This window comes from Stenotrophomonas sp. 96582_Sma, from assembly GCF_056480905.1.
The window spans coordinates 644,784-660,036 of the sequence record NZ_CM151122.1; the positions used below are offsets into that span (position 1 = coordinate 644,784).

The 15,253-nt window shown below is 66.7% G+C and carries 17 protein-coding genes and 1 riboswitch; of the genes, 11 read left to right on the plus strand and 6 right to left on the minus strand.

What is annotated here, in order from left to right; genetic code table 11:
- Window positions 1-22: 22 nt before the first annotated feature.
- Together ACZK2R_RS02885 and ettA are read right to left on the minus strand one after the other, a co-directional pair.
- A complete protein-coding gene (locus ACZK2R_RS02885) occupies window positions 23-1,339 on the minus strand; it encodes an NCS2 family permease (RefSeq protein ID WP_005408048.1) in 1,317 nt (438 codons plus the stop codon).
- Window positions 1,340-1,503: 164 nt separating this feature from the next.
- The gene (ettA, locus tag ACZK2R_RS02890) at window positions 1,504-3,168 is read right to left on the minus strand and encodes an energy-dependent translational throttle protein EttA (protein ID WP_005412220.1); all 1,665 of its coding nucleotides are present in this window, start codon (window positions 3,166-3,168) and stop codon (window positions 1,504-1,506) included.
- A 253-nt stretch (window positions 3,169-3,421) separates the two neighbouring features.
- Between ettA and ACZK2R_RS02895 the strand changes: the two genes are divergently transcribed.
- From ACZK2R_RS02895 to ribD, 6 genes are all read left to right on the plus strand, one after another.
- Window positions 3,422-3,868, plus strand: a complete 447-nt coding sequence (locus ACZK2R_RS02895) for an RcnB family protein (protein ID WP_049462846.1) — start codon at window positions 3,422-3,424, stop codon at window positions 3,866-3,868.
- A gap of 184 nt (window positions 3,869-4,052) precedes the next feature.
- Entirely contained in the window at window positions 4,053-5,306 is a 1,254-nt protein-coding gene (glyA, locus tag ACZK2R_RS02900) for a serine hydroxymethyltransferase (RefSeq protein WP_010481990.1), read from the plus strand.
- 66 nt (window positions 5,307-5,372) lie between these two features.
- Window positions 5,373-5,792, plus strand: coding sequence for a hypothetical protein (locus tag ACZK2R_RS02905; protein WP_032128046.1), 420 nt, complete (start codon window positions 5,373-5,375; stop codon window positions 5,790-5,792).
- Window positions 5,793-5,819: 27 nt separating this feature from the next.
- Window positions 5,820-6,269 carry a hypothetical protein gene (locus ACZK2R_RS02910; protein WP_180838553.1) on the plus strand — a complete coding sequence of 150 codons (450 nt, stop codon included), beginning with the start codon at window positions 5,820-5,822 and terminating at the stop codon, window positions 6,267-6,269.
- 149 nt (window positions 6,270-6,418) lie between these two features.
- The gene (gene nrdR, locus ACZK2R_RS02915; RefSeq protein WP_004143350.1) at window positions 6,419-6,940 is read left to right on the plus strand and encodes a transcriptional regulator NrdR; all 522 of its coding nucleotides are present in this window, start codon (window positions 6,419-6,421) and stop codon (window positions 6,938-6,940) included.
- A 131-nt stretch (window positions 6,941-7,071) separates the two neighbouring features.
- Complete coding sequence (ribD, locus tag ACZK2R_RS02920) at window positions 7,072-8,157, plus strand: bifunctional diaminohydroxyphosphoribosylaminopyrimidine deaminase/5-amino-6-(5-phosphoribosylamino)uracil reductase RibD (RefSeq protein WP_180838554.1); 1,086 nt, start codon at window positions 7,072-7,074, stop codon at window positions 8,155-8,157.
- A 35-nt stretch (window positions 8,158-8,192) separates the two neighbouring features.
- Here ribD and ACZK2R_RS02925 read toward each other — a convergent pair whose 3' ends face one another.
- From ACZK2R_RS02925 to ACZK2R_RS02935, 3 genes are all read right to left on the minus strand, one after another.
- Window positions 8,193-8,588 carry a hypothetical protein gene (locus ACZK2R_RS02925; protein WP_164079804.1) on the minus strand — a complete coding sequence of 132 codons (396 nt, stop codon included), beginning with the start codon at window positions 8,586-8,588 and terminating at the stop codon, window positions 8,193-8,195.
- Between the two features lie 134 nt (window positions 8,589-8,722).
- Entirely contained in the window at window positions 8,723-9,607 is an 885-nt protein-coding gene (locus ACZK2R_RS02930) for a hypothetical protein (protein WP_125894909.1), read from the minus strand.
- A gap of 152 nt (window positions 9,608-9,759) precedes the next feature.
- Entirely contained in the window at window positions 9,760-10,380 is a 621-nt protein-coding gene (locus ACZK2R_RS02935; protein ID WP_032128042.1) for a hypothetical protein, read from the minus strand.
- A gap of 187 nt (window positions 10,381-10,567) precedes the next feature.
- Window positions 10,568-10,713, plus strand: a riboswitch (FMN riboswitch).
- Window positions 10,714-10,787: 74 nt separating this feature from the next.
- Here ACZK2R_RS02935 and ACZK2R_RS02940 point away from each other — a divergent pair.
- The 5 genes from ACZK2R_RS02940 to thiL all read left to right on the plus strand — a co-directional run bounded on the left by ACZK2R_RS02940 (window position 10,788) and on the right by thiL (window position 14,732).
- Window positions 10,788-11,414 carry a riboflavin synthase gene (locus ACZK2R_RS02940; RefSeq protein ID WP_012510037.1) on the plus strand — a complete coding sequence of 209 codons (627 nt, stop codon included), beginning with the start codon at window positions 10,788-10,790 and terminating at the stop codon, window positions 11,412-11,414.
- Window positions 11,411-12,511 carry a 3,4-dihydroxy-2-butanone-4-phosphate synthase gene (gene ribB / locus ACZK2R_RS02945; protein WP_049425006.1) on the plus strand — a complete coding sequence of 367 codons (1,101 nt, stop codon included), beginning with the start codon at window positions 11,411-11,413 and terminating at the stop codon, window positions 12,509-12,511. Before ACZK2R_RS02940 ends, ribB begins: the two co-directional genes overlap by 4 nt.
- A 194-nt stretch (window positions 12,512-12,705) precedes the next feature.
- A complete protein-coding gene (gene ribH, locus ACZK2R_RS02950) occupies window positions 12,706-13,173 on the plus strand; it encodes a 6,7-dimethyl-8-ribityllumazine synthase (RefSeq protein WP_005408061.1) in 468 nt (155 codons plus the stop codon).
- Window positions 13,170-13,649, plus strand: coding sequence for a transcription antitermination factor NusB (gene nusB / locus ACZK2R_RS02955; protein WP_005408062.1), 480 nt, complete (start codon window positions 13,170-13,172; stop codon window positions 13,647-13,649). The genes ribH and nusB overlap by 4 nt, the downstream gene beginning before the upstream one ends.
- Before the next feature lie 120 nt (window positions 13,650-13,769).
- On the plus strand, window positions 13,770-14,732 hold the full coding sequence (thiL, locus tag ACZK2R_RS02960) for a thiamine-phosphate kinase (protein ID WP_180838383.1): 963 nt from the start codon (window positions 13,770-13,772) through the stop codon (window positions 14,730-14,732).
- A gap of 230 nt (window positions 14,733-14,962) precedes the next feature.
- Here the strand turns inward: thiL and ACZK2R_RS02965 are convergent, their stop codons facing one another.
- Complete coding sequence (locus tag ACZK2R_RS02965) at window positions 14,963-15,148, minus strand: hypothetical protein (RefSeq protein ID WP_032128040.1); 186 nt, start codon at window positions 15,146-15,148, stop codon at window positions 14,963-14,965.
- Window positions 15,149-15,253 lie beyond the last annotated feature (105 nt).

Here is a 15,253-nt window from a genome sequence, read left to right on the forward strand (position 1 = left end):
GCTGGCCGGCACCGCCCAACGCTTACTCCAACGCGTAGCGCAGGGTGAACAGCACCGCCACCAGCCACACCGCCGGATGCACTTCGCGCCAGCGGCCGGTACCGGCCTTCAGCGCGGCATAGGCGATGAAGCCGAACGCCAGGCCATTGGCGATGGAGTAGGTGAACGGCATCGCCAGCGCACACAGTGCGGCCGGCACCGATTCGGTCAGGTCGCTCCAGTCCACTTCCACCAGCTCACGCAGCATCAGCCCGGCCACGAACAGCAACGCCGGTGCGGTGGCATAGCTGGGCACCATCGCCGCCAGCGGCGAGAACAGCAGCGCGGCCAGGAACAGCGCCGATACCACCAGTGCGGTCAGGCCGGTGCGGCCGCCGACCTGCACGCCCGAGGCGCTTTCGGCAAAGGCCGTGGTGCTGCTGGTGCCGAGCATCGAACCGGCCACGATCGCGGTGCTGTCGGCCAGCAGCGCACGGCCGAAGCGCTTCTGCGCGCCCGGCAGCTTCAGCAGGCCGGCGCGGCCGACCACGCCATACAGGGTGCCGGTGGCATCGAACACTTCCACCAGCACGAACACCAGCACCACCTGCAGCAGCACCGCGATCGGCGCACCGCCGTCATGGTGCAGCAGGCCCGGCAGGTCCAGCTGCAGGAAGGTGGGTGCCAGGCTCGGCGGCAGCGAGACCAGACCCTGGTACTGCACGTCGCCCAGCGCCCAACCGGCGCCGGTCACCGCCAGGATGCCGATCAGGATCGCGCCACGGATGCGACGCGCTTCCAGCACCGCGATCAGCAGGAAACCGGCCAGCGCCAGCAGCGGCGGCGCCGTGTTCAACGGGCCCAGCGCCACCAGCGTGTCTTCATTGCCGACGATCACGCCGGACTTCTGCAGCGCGATGATCGCCAGGAACAGGCCGATGCCGGCCACGATGGCCGAGCGCAGCGACGAAGGAATGCCCGACACCAGCCATGCACGCACACCGGTCAGCGACAGCACCAGGAACACCAGGCCGGAGATGAACACCGCTCCCAGTGCCTGCTGCCACGGCAGGCCGGCAGCGCCGACCACGGTGAAGGCGAAGAACGCGTTCAGGCCCATGCCGGGCGCCATGCCGACCGGGAAGTTGGCGGCCAGCGCCATCACCGCCGAACCCAGTGCAGCAGCCAGGCAGGTGGCCACGAACACCGCGCCCGCATCCATGCCGGTGGTGCCAAGGATCTCGGGATTGACGAAGACGATGTAGGACATCGTCAGGAAGGTGGTGACACCGGCCAGCAGCTCGGTGCGCACGGTGGTGCCGTGCTGCTGCAGCTGGAACAGGCGTTCGAACAGGGACATGGGGGAATCTCGCGACAATAATGCGTCACGACCAACGGTCGTGACCTACCCGAATGCAGAACGTGGGTGCCGACCGTTGGTCGGTACGCTTCACAGCGTCACCACCAACGGTGGTGACCTACCGAAATGAGAAAGGCCGCGCGAGCGCGGCCTTTCCTGTTGCCTTACTTCAGCGCCTTGAAGCGCAGGCGCTTCGGCGCGGCGTCGTCGCCCATGCGGCGGCGCTTGTCTTCTTCGTACTCGCGGTAGTTGCCCTGGAAGAACTCCACGTGCGAGTCGCCTTCGAACGCCAGGATGTGGGTCGCGATGCGATCCAGGAACCAGCGGTCATGCGAAATGACGAAGGTGTTGCCCGGGAACTCCAGCAGCGCATCTTCCAGCGCACGCAGGGTTTCGATGTCCAGGTCGTTGGACGGTTCGTCTAGCAGCAGCACGTTGCCACCCTGCAGCAGGGTCTTGGCCATGTGCAGGCGGCCACGCTCACCACCGGACAGCGAACCGACCATCTTCTGCTGGTCCTGGCCCTTGAAGTTGAAGCGGCCGATGTAGGCGCGCGACTGGATCTCGATGCCGTTGATGTTGAGGATGTCCAGGCCGCCAGCGATTTCCTGGAAGACGTTGTGGTTGCCTTCCAGCGCGTCGCGGCTCTGGTCCACGTAGGACAGCTTCACGGTCGGGCCGACCACGATCTCGCCGGTATCCGGCTTTTCCTGGCCGGTGATCATCTTGAACAGGGTCGACTTACCGGCACCGTTCGGGCCGATGATGCCGACGATGGCGCCGGCCGGCACCAGGAAGCTCAGGTTGTCGAACAGCAGGCGGTCGCCGAACTTCTTGGAGACGTTCTTGAACTCCATCACCGCATTGCCCAGGCGCTCGCCCGGCGGGATGAAGATTTCATTGGTCTCGTTGCGCTTCTGGTAATCGACCGACTGCAGCTCTTCCAGGCGGGCCAGACGGGCCTTGCCCTTGGTGCGGCCGCCCTTGGCGTTCTGGCGCGACCATTCCAGTTCCTTCTGGATCGCCTTCTGGCGAGCCTTTTCCTGGTTGTCTTCCTGCTTCAGGCGCTCATCCTTCTGGGTCAGCCAGTCGGTGTAGTTGCCCTTCCACGGAATGCCGCGGCCGCGGTCCAGTTCCAGGATCCACTCGGCGGCGTTGTCCAGGAAGTAGCGATCGTGGGTAACGGCCACCACGGTGCCGGTGTAGCGCGCCAGGAACTGTTCCAGCCATTCCACCGACTCGGCGTCGAGGTGGTTGGTCGGTTCGTCGAGCAGCAGCATGTCCGGCTTCTGCAACAGCAGGCGGCACAGCGCCACGCGGCGCTTTTCACCACCGGACAGCTTGCCGACCACGGCATCCCACGGCGGCAGGCGCAGCGCATCGGCGGCCACGTCCAGCTGGTTCTCCAGGGTGTGCGCGTCGCCAGCGGCCAGGATCGCCTCCAGGCGCTCCTGTTCCTTGGCCAGCGCGTCGAAGTCGGCGCCTTCCTCGGCGTAGGCCAGGTACACCGCGTCCAGCGCGGCCTGGGCCTGCAGCACTTCGCCCACGCCTTCCTCGACCGCTTCACGCACGGTCTTGGTCGGGTCCAGTTCCGGTTCCTGCGCCAGGTAGCCGACCTTGATGCCCGGCTGCGGGCGGGCTTCGCCCTCGAAATCGGTGTCCACGCCGGCCATGATCTTCAGCACGGTGGACTTGCCGGCGCCGTTCAGGCCCAGCAGGCCGATCTTCGCGCCCGGGAAGAAGGACAGCGAGATGTCCTTGATGATCTGCCGCTTGGGCGGGACCACCTTGGACACGCGGTTCATGGTGTAGATGTATTGCGAGGACATGCGGTCTCCGTAGGCGCGGCCCTGCGCCCGATCCGTCACGGGAACATCCCGTTGCGGCAGCGGGCACAGACTGAAATGGAATACCGCCAATTATAGCCGGAACCGGTTCCGGGCCGCGCCCGGGCAGTGGCGCCGGGCTGGCCGCGGCCTGAATACCCGGTCACAGTCCTGTAGCGGGAAGCGTTTCCAGCCGGAAACGGTTCAGATCGGATGCGCAATATGGGTTCACCACCCACCCGAGCAGAGGTCTGACATGCGCATCAATCGAGTAATGGCCGGCGCCGTGGCCCCGGCCTTCGCCGACAACGACCACCGCCGCGACCATGATCGCCGCGAGTGGCGCGAGGACCGCCGCGAGTGGCGCCAGGATCGCCGTGACTGGGAGCGCGACCGCCGCGAGGCCCGGCGCGACTACCGCCAGGATCGCCGCGAGTGGCACCGCGACCATGACCGCTACTACCGCCCGGCACCGCCGCGTGTGGTGTACCGCCCGGCCTATGGCCCGGGCTACGGCTGGAAGGTCGGCCATCGCTACCGCGACTACTACCGTGGCCCGGTCTATGTGGTGAACGACTACCCGCGCTATCACCTGCGTCGCCCGCCGTATGGTCACCACTGGATCCGCGATGACCGCGGCAACATGCTGCTGGTGGCCATCGCCACCGGTGTGATCGCCCAGTACGTGCTCAGCAGCCGCTGAGTCCGCAGCCACCTCCACGCATGGCGTGGATCTACCGGTACGCCGGTACAGCGCACTCGAAACCATACGGGGCCGGATTCCTTCGGGGATGCCGGCCCCGTCCGTTTCGGCCCCGGCAGGCCCGGTGCGGAGCTACAATCGGGGGCTGAGCCGTACCCCTTTTCCCTGCCTGCTGGAGTACCCGATGTTCCCGCGTGACGTCCGCATCGAATCCTACGATCCCGAACTGGCCAAGGCCATCGCCGCTGAAACCCAGCGCCAGGAAGACCACGTCGAGCTGATCGCCAGCGAGAACTACACCAGCCCGGCGGTGATGGAAGCGCAGGGCAGCCAGCTGACCAACAAGTACGCCGAAGGCTACCCGGGCAAGCGCTACTACGGTGGTTGCGAATACGTGGACATCGCCGAGCAGCTGGCGATCGATCGCCTGAAGCAGCTGTTCGGCGCCGACTACGCCAACGTGCAGCCGCACAGCGGCTCGCAGGCCAACCAGGCCGTGTACTTCGCTCTGCTGCAGCCGGGTGACACCATCCTCGGCATGAGCCTGGCCCACGGCGGCCACCTCACCCACGGTGCCAAGGTCAATGCCTCGGGCAAGCTGTTCAACGCCGTGCAGTACGGTGTGAACGACCAGGGCCTGATCGATTACGACGAAGTCGAGCGCCTGGCCCTGGAGCACAAGCCGAAGATGGTCGTGGCTGGCTTCTCGGCCTACTCGCAGGTGATCGACTGGGCGCGCTTCCGCGCCATCGCCGACAAGGTCGGTGCCTACCTGTTCGTGGACATGGCCCACGTTGCCGGCCTGGTTGCCGCTGGCGTCTACCCGAGCCCGCTGGAACACGCGCACGTGGTCACCTCGACCACCCACAAGACCCTGCGCGGCCCGCGCGGCGGCATCATCGTCGCCAAGGGCGCCGACGAAGACCTGGTCAAGAAGCTGCAGTCGATCGTGTTCCCGGGCATCCAGGGTGGTCCGCTGATGCACGTCATCGCCGGCAAGGCCGTGGCCTTCAAGGAAGCGCTGGAACCGGGCTTCAAGGCCTACCAGCAGCAGGTGGTGAAGAACGCCCAGGCGATGGCCAACACGCTGATCGCGCGCGGCTACAAGATCGTCTCCGGTGGCACCCAGAACCACCTGATGCTGGTCGACATGATCGGCAAGGACGTGTCCGGCAAGGACGCGGAAGCCGCGCTGGGCAAGGCCCACATCACCGTCAACAAGAACTCGGTGCCGAACGACCCGCGTTCGCCGTTCGTGACCTCGGGCCTGCGCCTGGGCACCCCGGCGGTGACCACCCGTGGTTACGTCGAACAGGATTGCGTGGACCTGGCCAACTGGATCGCCGACGTGCTCGACGCACCGAACGATGACGCCGTCATCGCCCGCGTGCGCGACGCCGTCAGCGCGCAGTGCCGCAAGTACCCGGTCTACGGCTGATCGCAGCAGGGGTCGGATCCCTTCCTGCCGGGAAGGGCTCCGACACCGGTATGGGAGTAACCGCGCATGGATGAGCGCCACCTCAAGTACCTCTACGCCGCGCTGGCGGTGCTGTTCGGCCTGCCCAGCCTGGCGATGGGCGGCGCGGCGGCGACGATGCTGCTGCTGATGGGGCTGGGCCAGTTTGGTCATGGCACGCTGGCCTCGGTGACGGTGATGCCGCTGTGGGGCCTGGCCGGCATTGCCGGCTGCCTGGCCTGGTTGTGGCTCAGCGCGGGTTTTCTGTTGCAGGGGCGTGCCGGGCTGCACGTGCACCGCCTCTGGTGGTGGATGCTGCTGGCGGGCGGTCTCGCCGCCTTGCCCCCGCTGGGGCTGGCGCTGTGGTGGGGCATCGCCGTGCACGGCGAAGGCCTCGGCTTGTTGCTGCTGGGCCCGTCGATGCTGGTGCCGGCTGCGATGCTGGTGTGGATCAAACGCCGCGGATGATGCGGCCCAGGGAAGGAAACCGAACGCATGGATGAGCGTCTGCACAAACGCTGGATGGCCATTGCCGGCCTGTTGGTGGGCCTGCCCACGGTGGCCGCCGGAGGCACGGGTGCCGTGCTGGGTCTGATGGTCGTATGGGATGGCAAGTACCTGACCGGTGACGAGTACAGGATCCTGCTGCTGTGGTCGTCGGCCGGGATCATCGGCCTGCTGTCGTGGTTGTGGCTGAGCGGCCTGTTCCTGTGGCGCGGTGTCAGCGGCCTGCGCCAATCGCCGGTTGTCGCCTGGGTCGGCCTGGCGCTGGGGACCCTGGCCGCGCTGGGCGTGGTTGGCGCCACGCTGTACTTCACCTTCAAGCACGGGGAGATCTCGACCCTGGCCTTCCTCGGGTTCGGCCCGCCGTTGCTGGTGATGGCAGGGCATCTGGCGTGGCTGCGTTGGGCGCCCGCGGCCTCGGCGCCGCCGGCACCCGGTTGAACGCGCAGCCGTGACCGCGCTGGCGGCTCTGTTCGGCCGAAATGCAGGCACTTCCGCGCAGACAGCATTTGCTGCGGGGCCCTTTCTCAGGTACCTTTGCGACGCTGCCATGACCGTGGCAATAGGTACTTTCCTGAGCCAGGCGTTCCATGCACTGCCCCTTCTGCCAACATGCCGATACCCGGGTCATCGACTCGCGCGTCTCCGAAGACGGCGCGACGATCCGTCGTCGGCGTGAATGCGAAGCCTGTGGCGAGCGCTTCAGCACCATGGAAACGGTGGAGTTGAAACTGCCCGCCATCGTCAAGAGCGATGGCACCCGTGAAGCATTCGACCAGCGCAAGGTCCGCGCTGGCTTCGACCGCGCGCTGCAGAAGCGTGCGGTGGCCGAAGACAAGATCGAAGCGGCGGTACGCGCCGTGGTCCACCAGCTGCGCATCAGCGGCGAGCGCGAAGTGCCCTCGATCAAGGTCGGTGAGTTCGTCATGAACGAACTGCGCAAGCTCGACCATGTCGGCTATGTGCGCTTCGCGTCGGTCTACCGCAGCTTCGAGGACGTGGCCGATTTCCGCGAGGAGATCGAGAAGCTTGAACGCGACCTGCCCTCCAGTACCGAACAGCTGCAGCTGCTGGGCGACGTGATCGCCCTGACCAAGAAGAAGAAGGGCTGACGCCCCGGTAGATGCCAACCTTGGTTGGCACAGATATCTGCTTCGGTGGGTGCCAACCTTGGTTGGCACAGTGGCGCCCATCCACGCATGGCGTGGATCTACACCGGCACCAACGGCGCTACCATGGCCGCATGACCACCCCGTTCTCCGTTCTCGACCACCTGCACATGGCCAACGCACTGCGTCTGGCCGAGCGTGCCGCCTACACCACCCGCCCCAACCCGATGGTCGGCTGCGTCATCGCCCTTGGCGAACGCGTGGTCGGGCAGGGCTGGCACCAGCGCGCCGGTGGACCGCACGCCGAAGTGTTCGCGCTGCGCGAGGCAGGAAGCGAGGCGCGCGGTGCCACCGCCTACGTCACCCTGGAGCCTTGTGCGCACTACGGGCGCACACCGCCGTGTGCGCTGGCCCTGATTGAAGCGGGCGTGTCGCGTGTGGTTGCCGCGATGCGCGATCCGTTCCCGAAGGTCGATGGTGGTGGCTTCGATCTGCTGCGCAATGCGGGCATCGAAGTCGCCGAAGGGCTGATGGCGACGCAGGCACGTGAGCTCAACAAGGGCTTCCTGTCGCGTGTGGAGCGCAACCGGCCGTGGCTGCGGGTGAAGCTGGCGGCCAGCCTCGACGGTCGCACCGCGATGGCCGACGGTAGCTCCAAATGGATCACCGGCCCGGCCGCGCGCGAAGACGTGCAGCACTGGCGCGCGCGCGCAGGTGCGATCCTGACCGGCGCCGAAACCGTGCTGGCCGACGACCCGATGCTGACCGTGCGCCTGGCTGATGCCGAGGTGATGCCGCCACTGCGCGTAGTGCTGGATTCGCGCCTGCGCTCACTGGAGTGCAGCCGTGTGCGCGAGGGTGGGGCACCGACGCTGTACCTGCACGATGCTGCAGTGAGTGCACCGGATGCGGCTGACGCAGAATTTGCCAGCGTGCCCAGTGTTGACGGCCGTCTCGATCTTGGCGCGGTGCTGGCATTGCTGGCCGAGCGCGGCATCAACGAAGTGCATACCGAAGCCGGCGCGACGCTGGCCGGTACCTTGCTGCGCGGCGGCTGGGTGGACGAACTGCTGCTGTATCAGGCGCCCACGCTGCTGGGCGACAACGGCCGCCCGCTGCTGGCTGGCCTCGGCATCGATGCCATGGACCAGCAGCGTCGCCTGCGTGTGGTTGACCAGCGTCAGGTCGGTGAGGACATCAGGCTGCTGCTGCGCCCGTGAGGCAATGACGCGAAGCAGGGGCGACGCCCTTGTCGTCAGGCATCCTCGTCGTCTTCTTCGCCGACCGGGCACTGGCCCTTCCATTGCTGCTTCCACAGCGCATGCAGGTTGCGGCAGTACGCGCCCAGTGCCTCGCCCGGCAGTTTCTTCGCCTTCAATCGCAGCTGGTGACGGGTAAAGCCGTCGTCGTACTCATGGGGCAACACCAACACGGCACACTGATCGTGGTACATCAGGAACGCGTGACAGTCGTCGTCTTCGCTCATCCACGCATCCAGCTGCCGGTCGCTCAGCAGGGTTGACTCGAAGGCAACCGCTGGGATGACCGAGAAGGTCGTAATCCTGGACTTGGGAGCTTTGGCTTGCCCGCACGCCACAAGCGCCAGCAGCGTCAGCAACATGACCATGGTCGACGTCGTGCGGTGTTTCATGCGGTTGCCCCGATGGAAGAGGGCAACAGCATTGACCATGCAGGCCACGCAGGGCCATGCAACGGTTCTGAAAGTGCGGCCGCCCTCGTCGTCGGCGACAATGAGCCGAGCGTGGGCTCGGCTCTACACGCGGCTCACGCGCACTCGTCGGTCCACATCATCTCGGCGATCGGGCGCAGTGCCTTGCACTCCTGCGTCATCTCATCGGCCGACTGCACCTGTGCCTTGGCCTTCAGCTCCTCGGCCATGGCGTCCACGCCGCTGATCTGGTCCGGTGCGATCTTCGCCACGCAGGCACGATGCTGCTGCAGCAACAGGTCGCAGCCCGGTACGCCGGTCACCTTCGGCGCGTTGGCCGCCTGCGCGTCCTGCATCCAGTCCTCGAACGGTGCCAGCGCACCGGCCAAGGTGCCCACCAGGTCATCGAAGTTGCCGCTGTACCAGTAGCCGTTGTCCTTGGCCGGGTACAGGGTGAAGGTGCCGCTGACCGGCACGCGCGCGCCACTCTGCAGCGCCTGGGTGTAGGCATCGGTGAACTGCTTGCGCGAGGCCGGGCTGGCATCGGATGCGAGGCTGGCGGCGAACAGCGGGCGCACCTTGCCCAGGTCGGGCAGCTGGCAGCTGTAGGTGATCCGCGCCAGCTTCTGGTCTTCAACGTATTCGTTATCTTCGATCACGCTCTTGGTCGCGCGGCACTTCGAATCACGCAGCGCCTTGGCATACAGCGCTTCGGTGGCTGCAGCGTCTACCTTGGCGCCGGTGCTGGCCAGTACGGTCTGCCAGGGTTCGGCCAATGCCTTGGCCAGCGCACCCGGGTTCGGGGTCACAGCGTCCTGGCCTTCGAATGCCGGTTTCAGTGCGTCGTTGAGCGCGCGCGTGGCGGTCGCGTCGTCTTCCAGCAGGGTGCGTGCATACAGGTCGAACGCCTGTTCGGGCGACAGCGTGGCCGGGGCGGCCGTGGCGATCAGCGGGGCGCACAGCAGCATGCTGGCCAGCAGAGTACGGGTGGGGGTCTTCATGACGGTGTTTTCCTGTTCCAGAGGCGCGCAAGCCTAGCGCATCTGCGTGGACTTTCGATGGCGCGATGGGGTCACGAGGTCGTGTATGCCGGCCAAAAAAACGGGCCCCTTGCGGGGCCCGTTCGATCGCACGACGAGGAGCGATCGTTGGATCAGAAGCTGGCGCGGACGCCGGCCGAGTACTGGGTGACGTCGCGGTAGCCGGAGATCTCGCCCACCAGACCCCAGGTCCTAGTGAAGTTGATCTGGCCACCGATGGTGCCGACCCAGGTGCCCTTGTAGTTGTTGCCGCCGTCCATGTAACCGGCCTTGGCCCAGGCTTCGGTCATGCGCGACGGCTTGCCGCGGATGCCCATGGTGGCGCGGGCCAGGTTGGTGTGGTCCTTGTAGCGGTCGCTGTAGCCGTCATAACGATCGGTCAGCTCAGCGTTCTGGCGCACCCAGGCGATGTCGGCGGTGAAGTCGACGCGGTCGGTCCACGGCATGTGGTAGCCGATGCCCAGCTCCGGCTGATTCAGTTCAACCTTCAGCGAACCGTCGCTGTAGTGATAGGTCTTGCTGGTGCGCGACCAGCCACCGAACACGTAGACCTGTTCGGCGATGGCCACAGAGCCACGCAGGTAGCCGCCGTCGACCTTCGGGTCGTCCAGTGCGTTGTCGTCAACCTTGACCTGCGTCCAACCGCCTTCAACGTAGGTGTAGCTCAGGGCGTCGGCCGAAGCCGAGAGCGGGGCGGCGGCCAGCAGGGCGGCCACGATCAGCATCTTGCGCATGGGAATTCCTGTGAATTTCAGTCCTTTGGCGGGCCTGCCCAGCGGGCTGCCCGTGGCGACCTCATGTCGTCCGGGGCAGAATTTTAATGAAAGTTTTACAAATTGCGAGCGACGGCCGTCACAGCTGTGGCATCCGACCCCGTTCAGCACGGGCTGGTACACTAGCCACGCCGGTTCGCCGGTACACAAACGTCTTCAGGGCGGGGTGCAATTCCCCACCGGCGGTAGGTGCGCAAGCACGAGCCCGCGAGCGCCCCGGCCCACGGCCGGGGGTCAGCAGATCCGGTCCAATGCCGGAGCCGACGGTCATAGTCCGGATGAAAGAAGACGGTGCCACAGGGCTCATGCCCTGCGTGCGCCTGTTTGCCTTGCGGCGTTTTTCGCTCACTTTTCGCGGAGAACGTTACTTGTTTACTGGAATCATCGAAGGCGTCGGCCGTCTGGCCGCACGCGAATCCATCGGCGGCGATGTCCGCTTCACCTTCAATGTCGGGAATCTGCCGTTCGACAACGTGCAGATGGGCGAGAGCATTGCCATCAACGGCGTCTGCCTCACCGTCATCGCATTCGACGCCAGCAGCTTCCAGGCTGACGCGTCCACCGAGACCCTGGGCCTGACCACGCTCGGCCAGCTGTCCGAAGGGGCGGTCATCAACCTTGAACGCGCCATGCGCCCGACCGACCGCCTCGGCGGCCATCTGGTCAGCGGCCACGTCGACGGCCTCGGCCAGGTGCTGTCCATCCACGAAGACGCGCGTGCCCAGCGTTGGCGATTCGCAGCGCCGGCCTCGCTGCGCCGCTACATCGCCAAGAAGGGCTCGATCTGCGTGGACGGCGTCAGCCTCACCGTCAACGAAGTGGACGATGAAGGTTTTGAAGTCGCCCTGATCCCGCACACGGTGGCCAACACCGCCTTCTCCGCCGCAGGCGTGGGCAGTGCGGTCAACCTTGAAATCGACCTGGTGGCCCGATACGTGGAGCGCCTGATCAGTGTGCCGGCCAACGGTCAGCACCCGCATGGAGATGCAGCATGAATTTCGCCCCGATTCCGGAGATCCTGGAAGACATCCGCCTGGGCCGCATGGTCGTCATCGTCGATGACGAAGACCGCGAGAACGAAGGCGATCTGATCATGGCCGCCGAGCTGGTCAAGGCCAGCGACATCAACTTCATGGTCACCCATGGCCGTGGCCTGGTGTGCCTGCCGCTGAACCGCACCCGCGCCGCCGATCTCGGCCTGGCGCCGATGGTGCAGGCCAATACCGCGCAGTTCCAGACCAATTTCACGGTCAGCATCGAGGCCGCCGAGGGCGTCACCACCGGCATCTCGGCGCATGACCGCGCGCATACCATCCGCACCGCGGTGAAGCCCAACGCCAAGCCGTCGGACCTGCACCAGCCGGGCCACATCTTCCCGCTGATCGCTCAGCCGGGCGGCGTGCTGACCCGCGCCGGCCACACCGAGGCGGCCGTGGACATGGCCATGCTGGCCGGGCTGGAACCGGCCGGCGTGCTGGTGGAGATCCTGAACCCGGATGGCAGCATGGCACGCCGCCCGGAACTGGAAGTGTTCGCCCGCGAGCACGGTCTGAAGATGGGCTCCATCGCCGACCTGATCGCCTACCGCCTGGCCACCGAAAAGACCGTCGAGCGTGTGGACGAGCGCGAGATCGAGACCGAGTTCGGCCCGTTCAAGCTGGTCACCTACCGCGATCGCATCGCCCACGACGTGCATTTCGCCCTGGTGCGCGGCACCCCGGATGCCGAAACGCCGACCCTGGTGCGCGTGCAGGTGGAAAACCCGCTGGCCGACCTGCTGCACTGGCGCCGCGATGACTTCGGCGTGGCCGCCACCGATGCCCTGCGCGCGATCGATGCCGAAGGCGCCGGCGTGATGGTGGTGCTGTCGGCCCCGCGCGACGGCGAGGCCCTGCTGGCCCGCCTGCGCCAGCAGCCGGCGCCGGTGGTACCGGGCAAGGACAAGGACGTGAGCCAGTGGCGCCGCAATGGTGCTGGCGCACAGATCCTGTCCGACCTGGGCCTGGGCAAGCTGCGCGTACTGGGCACCCCGCGCCGCCAGATCGGCCTGGCCGGGTACGGCCTGGAAGTGGTGGAGACGGTGACCCTGTAAGGGGTAGTGCCGGCCGTTGGCCGGCAACCGCAGTCCCCGTGATTGCCGGCCAGCGGCCGGCACTACCGGTGGGTGGCGACCCCGTGCCACCGGTGGGTGCCGACCGTTGGTCGGCACGCCCCGGGCCCCCATCGGCCACGACCGGGGCCCATCCACGCTAGAATTACCCCCTTATCGAGTCCCCCAAGCCGCATATGAGCCACTTCGAAGGCGATCTTCGCACTCCCGAATCGGCGCGCTTCGCCATCCTGGCCAGCCGCTGGAATGCCCGCATCACCGACACGCTGGTCGCTGGCGCCCGCCAGAGCCTGGCTGGCAACGGCATCACCGAAGCCAACATCGACGTGATCCGCGTGCCGGGTGCCTGGGAACTGCCGCTGGTGGCCGCGCGCCTGGCCGCCGCCCACGAACACGCCGCCATCCTTACCCTGGGCTGCGTGATCCGTGGCGATACCCGCCACTACGAGCACGTGGCCGATCGCTGCGCCGAAGGCCTGATGCGCGTGCAGCTGGACTTCGGCGTGCCGGTGCTGAACGGCGTGCTGGCGGTGGAACGCGTTGAAGACGCCGAGGCCCGCGCAGGCGGCAGCCACGGCAACAAGGGCGAGGAAGTCGCACTCGCCGCATTGGAAATGGTCAATCTTCTGGAGCAGCTGCCATGAACAAGAACACCCAGGGCAAGCCCTCCGGTAAACCCGTCCGCCGTGATGGCGTCGATCCGGTGCTGCGCTCGCGCGCCCGCCGTCGTGCTGTGCAGGCCATCTACGCCTGGCAGATCTCCGGCGGCAACGCCCAGTCGCTGATCGCCCAGTTCGCCCACGAGCAGGCCCGCGAAATCGCCGACCTGGCGTACTTCGAGGCGCTGCTGCACGGCGTGCTCGACAACCGCCGCGACATCGACGAAGCGCTCGGCCCGTACCTGGACCGTGGCATCGAAGAAGTGGACGCGATCGAACGCGCGGTGCTGCGCCTGGCGGCGTACGAGCTGCGCTACCGCTTGGACGTGCCGTACCGCGTGGTGATCAACGAGGCCATCGAATCGGCCAAGCGCTTCGGTTCCGAACATGGTCATACCTACGTCAACGGCGTGCTGGATCGTGCCGCCGTGGAATGGCGCAAGGTCGAATCGGGTCACTGACCCACCTGTGGTAGTGCCGGCCGCTGGCCGGCAGCTGCAGGGATCCTGAGGTTGCCGGCCAGCGGCCGGCACTACCGCCCACCGCGCACTGCGCGGCACGTACAACAGCGGGAACGCCCCATGTCCCTGGCCGAATTCGCCCTCATTGACCGCATCCGCGCCCGTACCCTCGAGCGCGACGACATCCTGCTCGGCATCGGCGACGACGCTGCGCTGCTGCAGCCGCGTGCCAATGAGCAACTGGTGGTCACTGCCGACACGCTCAACAGCGGCGTGCACTTCCCGGCGGAAACTCCGGCCTTCGACATCGGCTGGAAGACCCTGGCGGTCAACCTGTCGGACCTGGCTGCGATGGGCGCGCGCCCGGCGTGGTGCACGCTGGCGTTGTCGCTGCCGGAAGCCTCTGAAGACTGGATCGATGCGTTCGCCGATGGCTTTTTCGCCCTGGCCGATCAGCACGACATCGCGTTGATCGGCGGTGACACCACGCGTGGTCCGTTGTCGCTGTCGGTGACCGCGATGGGCCAGGTGGGACGTGGCCAGGCGCTGCGTCGCGACCGCGCGCAGGTGGGCGATGACATCTGGGTGAGCGGCACGCTCGGCGATGCCGCTGGCGCGCTGCGCCTGTGGCAGCAAGCTGCGCTGAGCATCGCCACCGCCACGCTGCTGGCCGACTACGAAAGCCTGCGCCTGCGTCTGCTGCGGCCGACGCCGCGTGTGACCCTGGGCCTGCGCCTGCGTGCGTTCGCACACGCGGCGGTGGATGTGTCCGATGGCCTGCTGGCCGATCTGGGTCACATCACCACGCGCAGCAACGTGGCCGCACATGTCGATGCCGATTCGTTGCCGATCTCCCACGCGCTGCGTGAGCTGCTCGGCCGCGATGGCGCGCGCGACTGCGCACTGCGCGGTGGCGACGACTACGAACTGTGCTTCACCGCCGCCGCCGACCAGCGCGACGCGCTGCACTACCTGGCCGAATCGCTGGACGTGCCGCTCACCCGTATTGGTCGTACTGCCGAAGGGCAGGGCGTACACGTGGATGGCGAAGCCGCCGACGGTGGATACCAGCACTTCGTCTGATTGATGACGCCGGGCATGGCCCGGCGCTGCCACGCGACTGAAACCGCCGGGCATGACCGGGTGCTGCCGTATCGGTGCGCGGTTGCTGGATGACATCGACGCTGCAGAGCCGAGCCTACGCTCGGCTCACGCGCGAAGCGCGGCTTTCATCGCGATGTGCCCCATGGCAGCCGAGCATGGGCTCGGCTCTGCAAATGTCGCTAAGCTGCCTGCAACTGCACATCCAGTACTCAGTCAGCCTGCGGCTGCCTGCCGCGACGCTGCTGCAGGCAGGACTCACACGTGACCGTTGCCAGCGACCGCGCATCGTTGACCGCGGCCAGGGCCTGCTCCAGGATCGGCGCGAGGTCATGTGGCAGGCGCGCAGCGGCTTCGCCAAGAGTGGTGATGACATGGGGATAGAGAGGCTTGTACATCTCGGCATCCTTGTTCGCAGGGCGTGGGCGCTGTTGCTTCGACCCAACCCGTTCGGCGGTTGCCAACGGCTCACAGAGATGCCGATGGTGCTGTCACTGCAGGCT

What these genes read in the sequence shown, in the direction of transcription:
- ACZK2R_RS02885 (WP_005408048.1), bottom strand. Translation starts at nt 1,339, where the DNA reads ATGTCCCTGTTCGAACGCCTGTTCCAGCTGCAGCAGCACGGCACCACC.
- ettA (WP_005412220.1), bottom strand. Translation starts at nt 3,168, where the DNA reads ATGTCCTCGCAATACATCTACACCATGAACCGCGTGTCCAAGGTGGTC.
- ACZK2R_RS02895 (WP_049462846.1), top strand. Translation starts at nt 3,422, where the DNA reads ATGCGCATCAATCGAGTAATGGCCGGCGCCGTGGCCCCGGCCTTCGCC.
- glyA (WP_010481990.1), top strand. Translation starts at nt 4,053, where the DNA reads ATGTTCCCGCGTGACGTCCGCATCGAATCCTACGATCCCGAACTGGCC.
- ACZK2R_RS02905 (WP_032128046.1), top strand. Translation starts at nt 5,373, where the DNA reads ATGGATGAGCGCCACCTCAAGTACCTCTACGCCGCGCTGGCGGTGCTG.
- ACZK2R_RS02910 (WP_180838553.1), top strand. Translation starts at nt 5,820, where the DNA reads ATGGATGAGCGTCTGCACAAACGCTGGATGGCCATTGCCGGCCTGTTG.
- nrdR (WP_004143350.1), top strand. Translation starts at nt 6,419, where the DNA reads ATGCACTGCCCCTTCTGCCAACATGCCGATACCCGGGTCATCGACTCG.
- ribD (WP_180838554.1), top strand. Translation starts at nt 7,072, where the DNA reads ATGACCACCCCGTTCTCCGTTCTCGACCACCTGCACATGGCCAACGCA.
- ACZK2R_RS02925 (WP_164079804.1), bottom strand. Translation starts at nt 8,588, where the DNA reads ATGAAACACCGCACGACGTCGACCATGGTCATGTTGCTGACGCTGCTG.
- ACZK2R_RS02930 (WP_125894909.1), bottom strand. Translation starts at nt 9,607, where the DNA reads ATGAAGACCCCCACCCGTACTCTGCTGGCCAGCATGCTGCTGTGCGCC.
- ACZK2R_RS02935 (WP_032128042.1), bottom strand. Translation starts at nt 10,380, where the DNA reads ATGCGCAAGATGCTGATCGTGGCCGCCCTGCTGGCCGCCGCCCCGCTC.
- ribB (WP_049425006.1), top strand. Translation starts at nt 11,411, where the DNA reads ATGAATTTCGCCCCGATTCCGGAGATCCTGGAAGACATCCGCCTGGGC.
- ribH (WP_005408061.1), top strand. Translation starts at nt 12,706, where the DNA reads ATGAGCCACTTCGAAGGCGATCTTCGCACTCCCGAATCGGCGCGCTTC.
- nusB (WP_005408062.1), top strand. Translation starts at nt 13,170, where the DNA reads ATGAACAAGAACACCCAGGGCAAGCCCTCCGGTAAACCCGTCCGCCGT.
- thiL (WP_180838383.1), top strand. Translation starts at nt 13,770, where the DNA reads ATGTCCCTGGCCGAATTCGCCCTCATTGACCGCATCCGCGCCCGTACC.
- ACZK2R_RS02965 (WP_032128040.1), bottom strand. Translation starts at nt 15,148, where the DNA reads ATGTACAAGCCTCTCTATCCCCATGTCATCACCACTCTTGGCGAAGCC.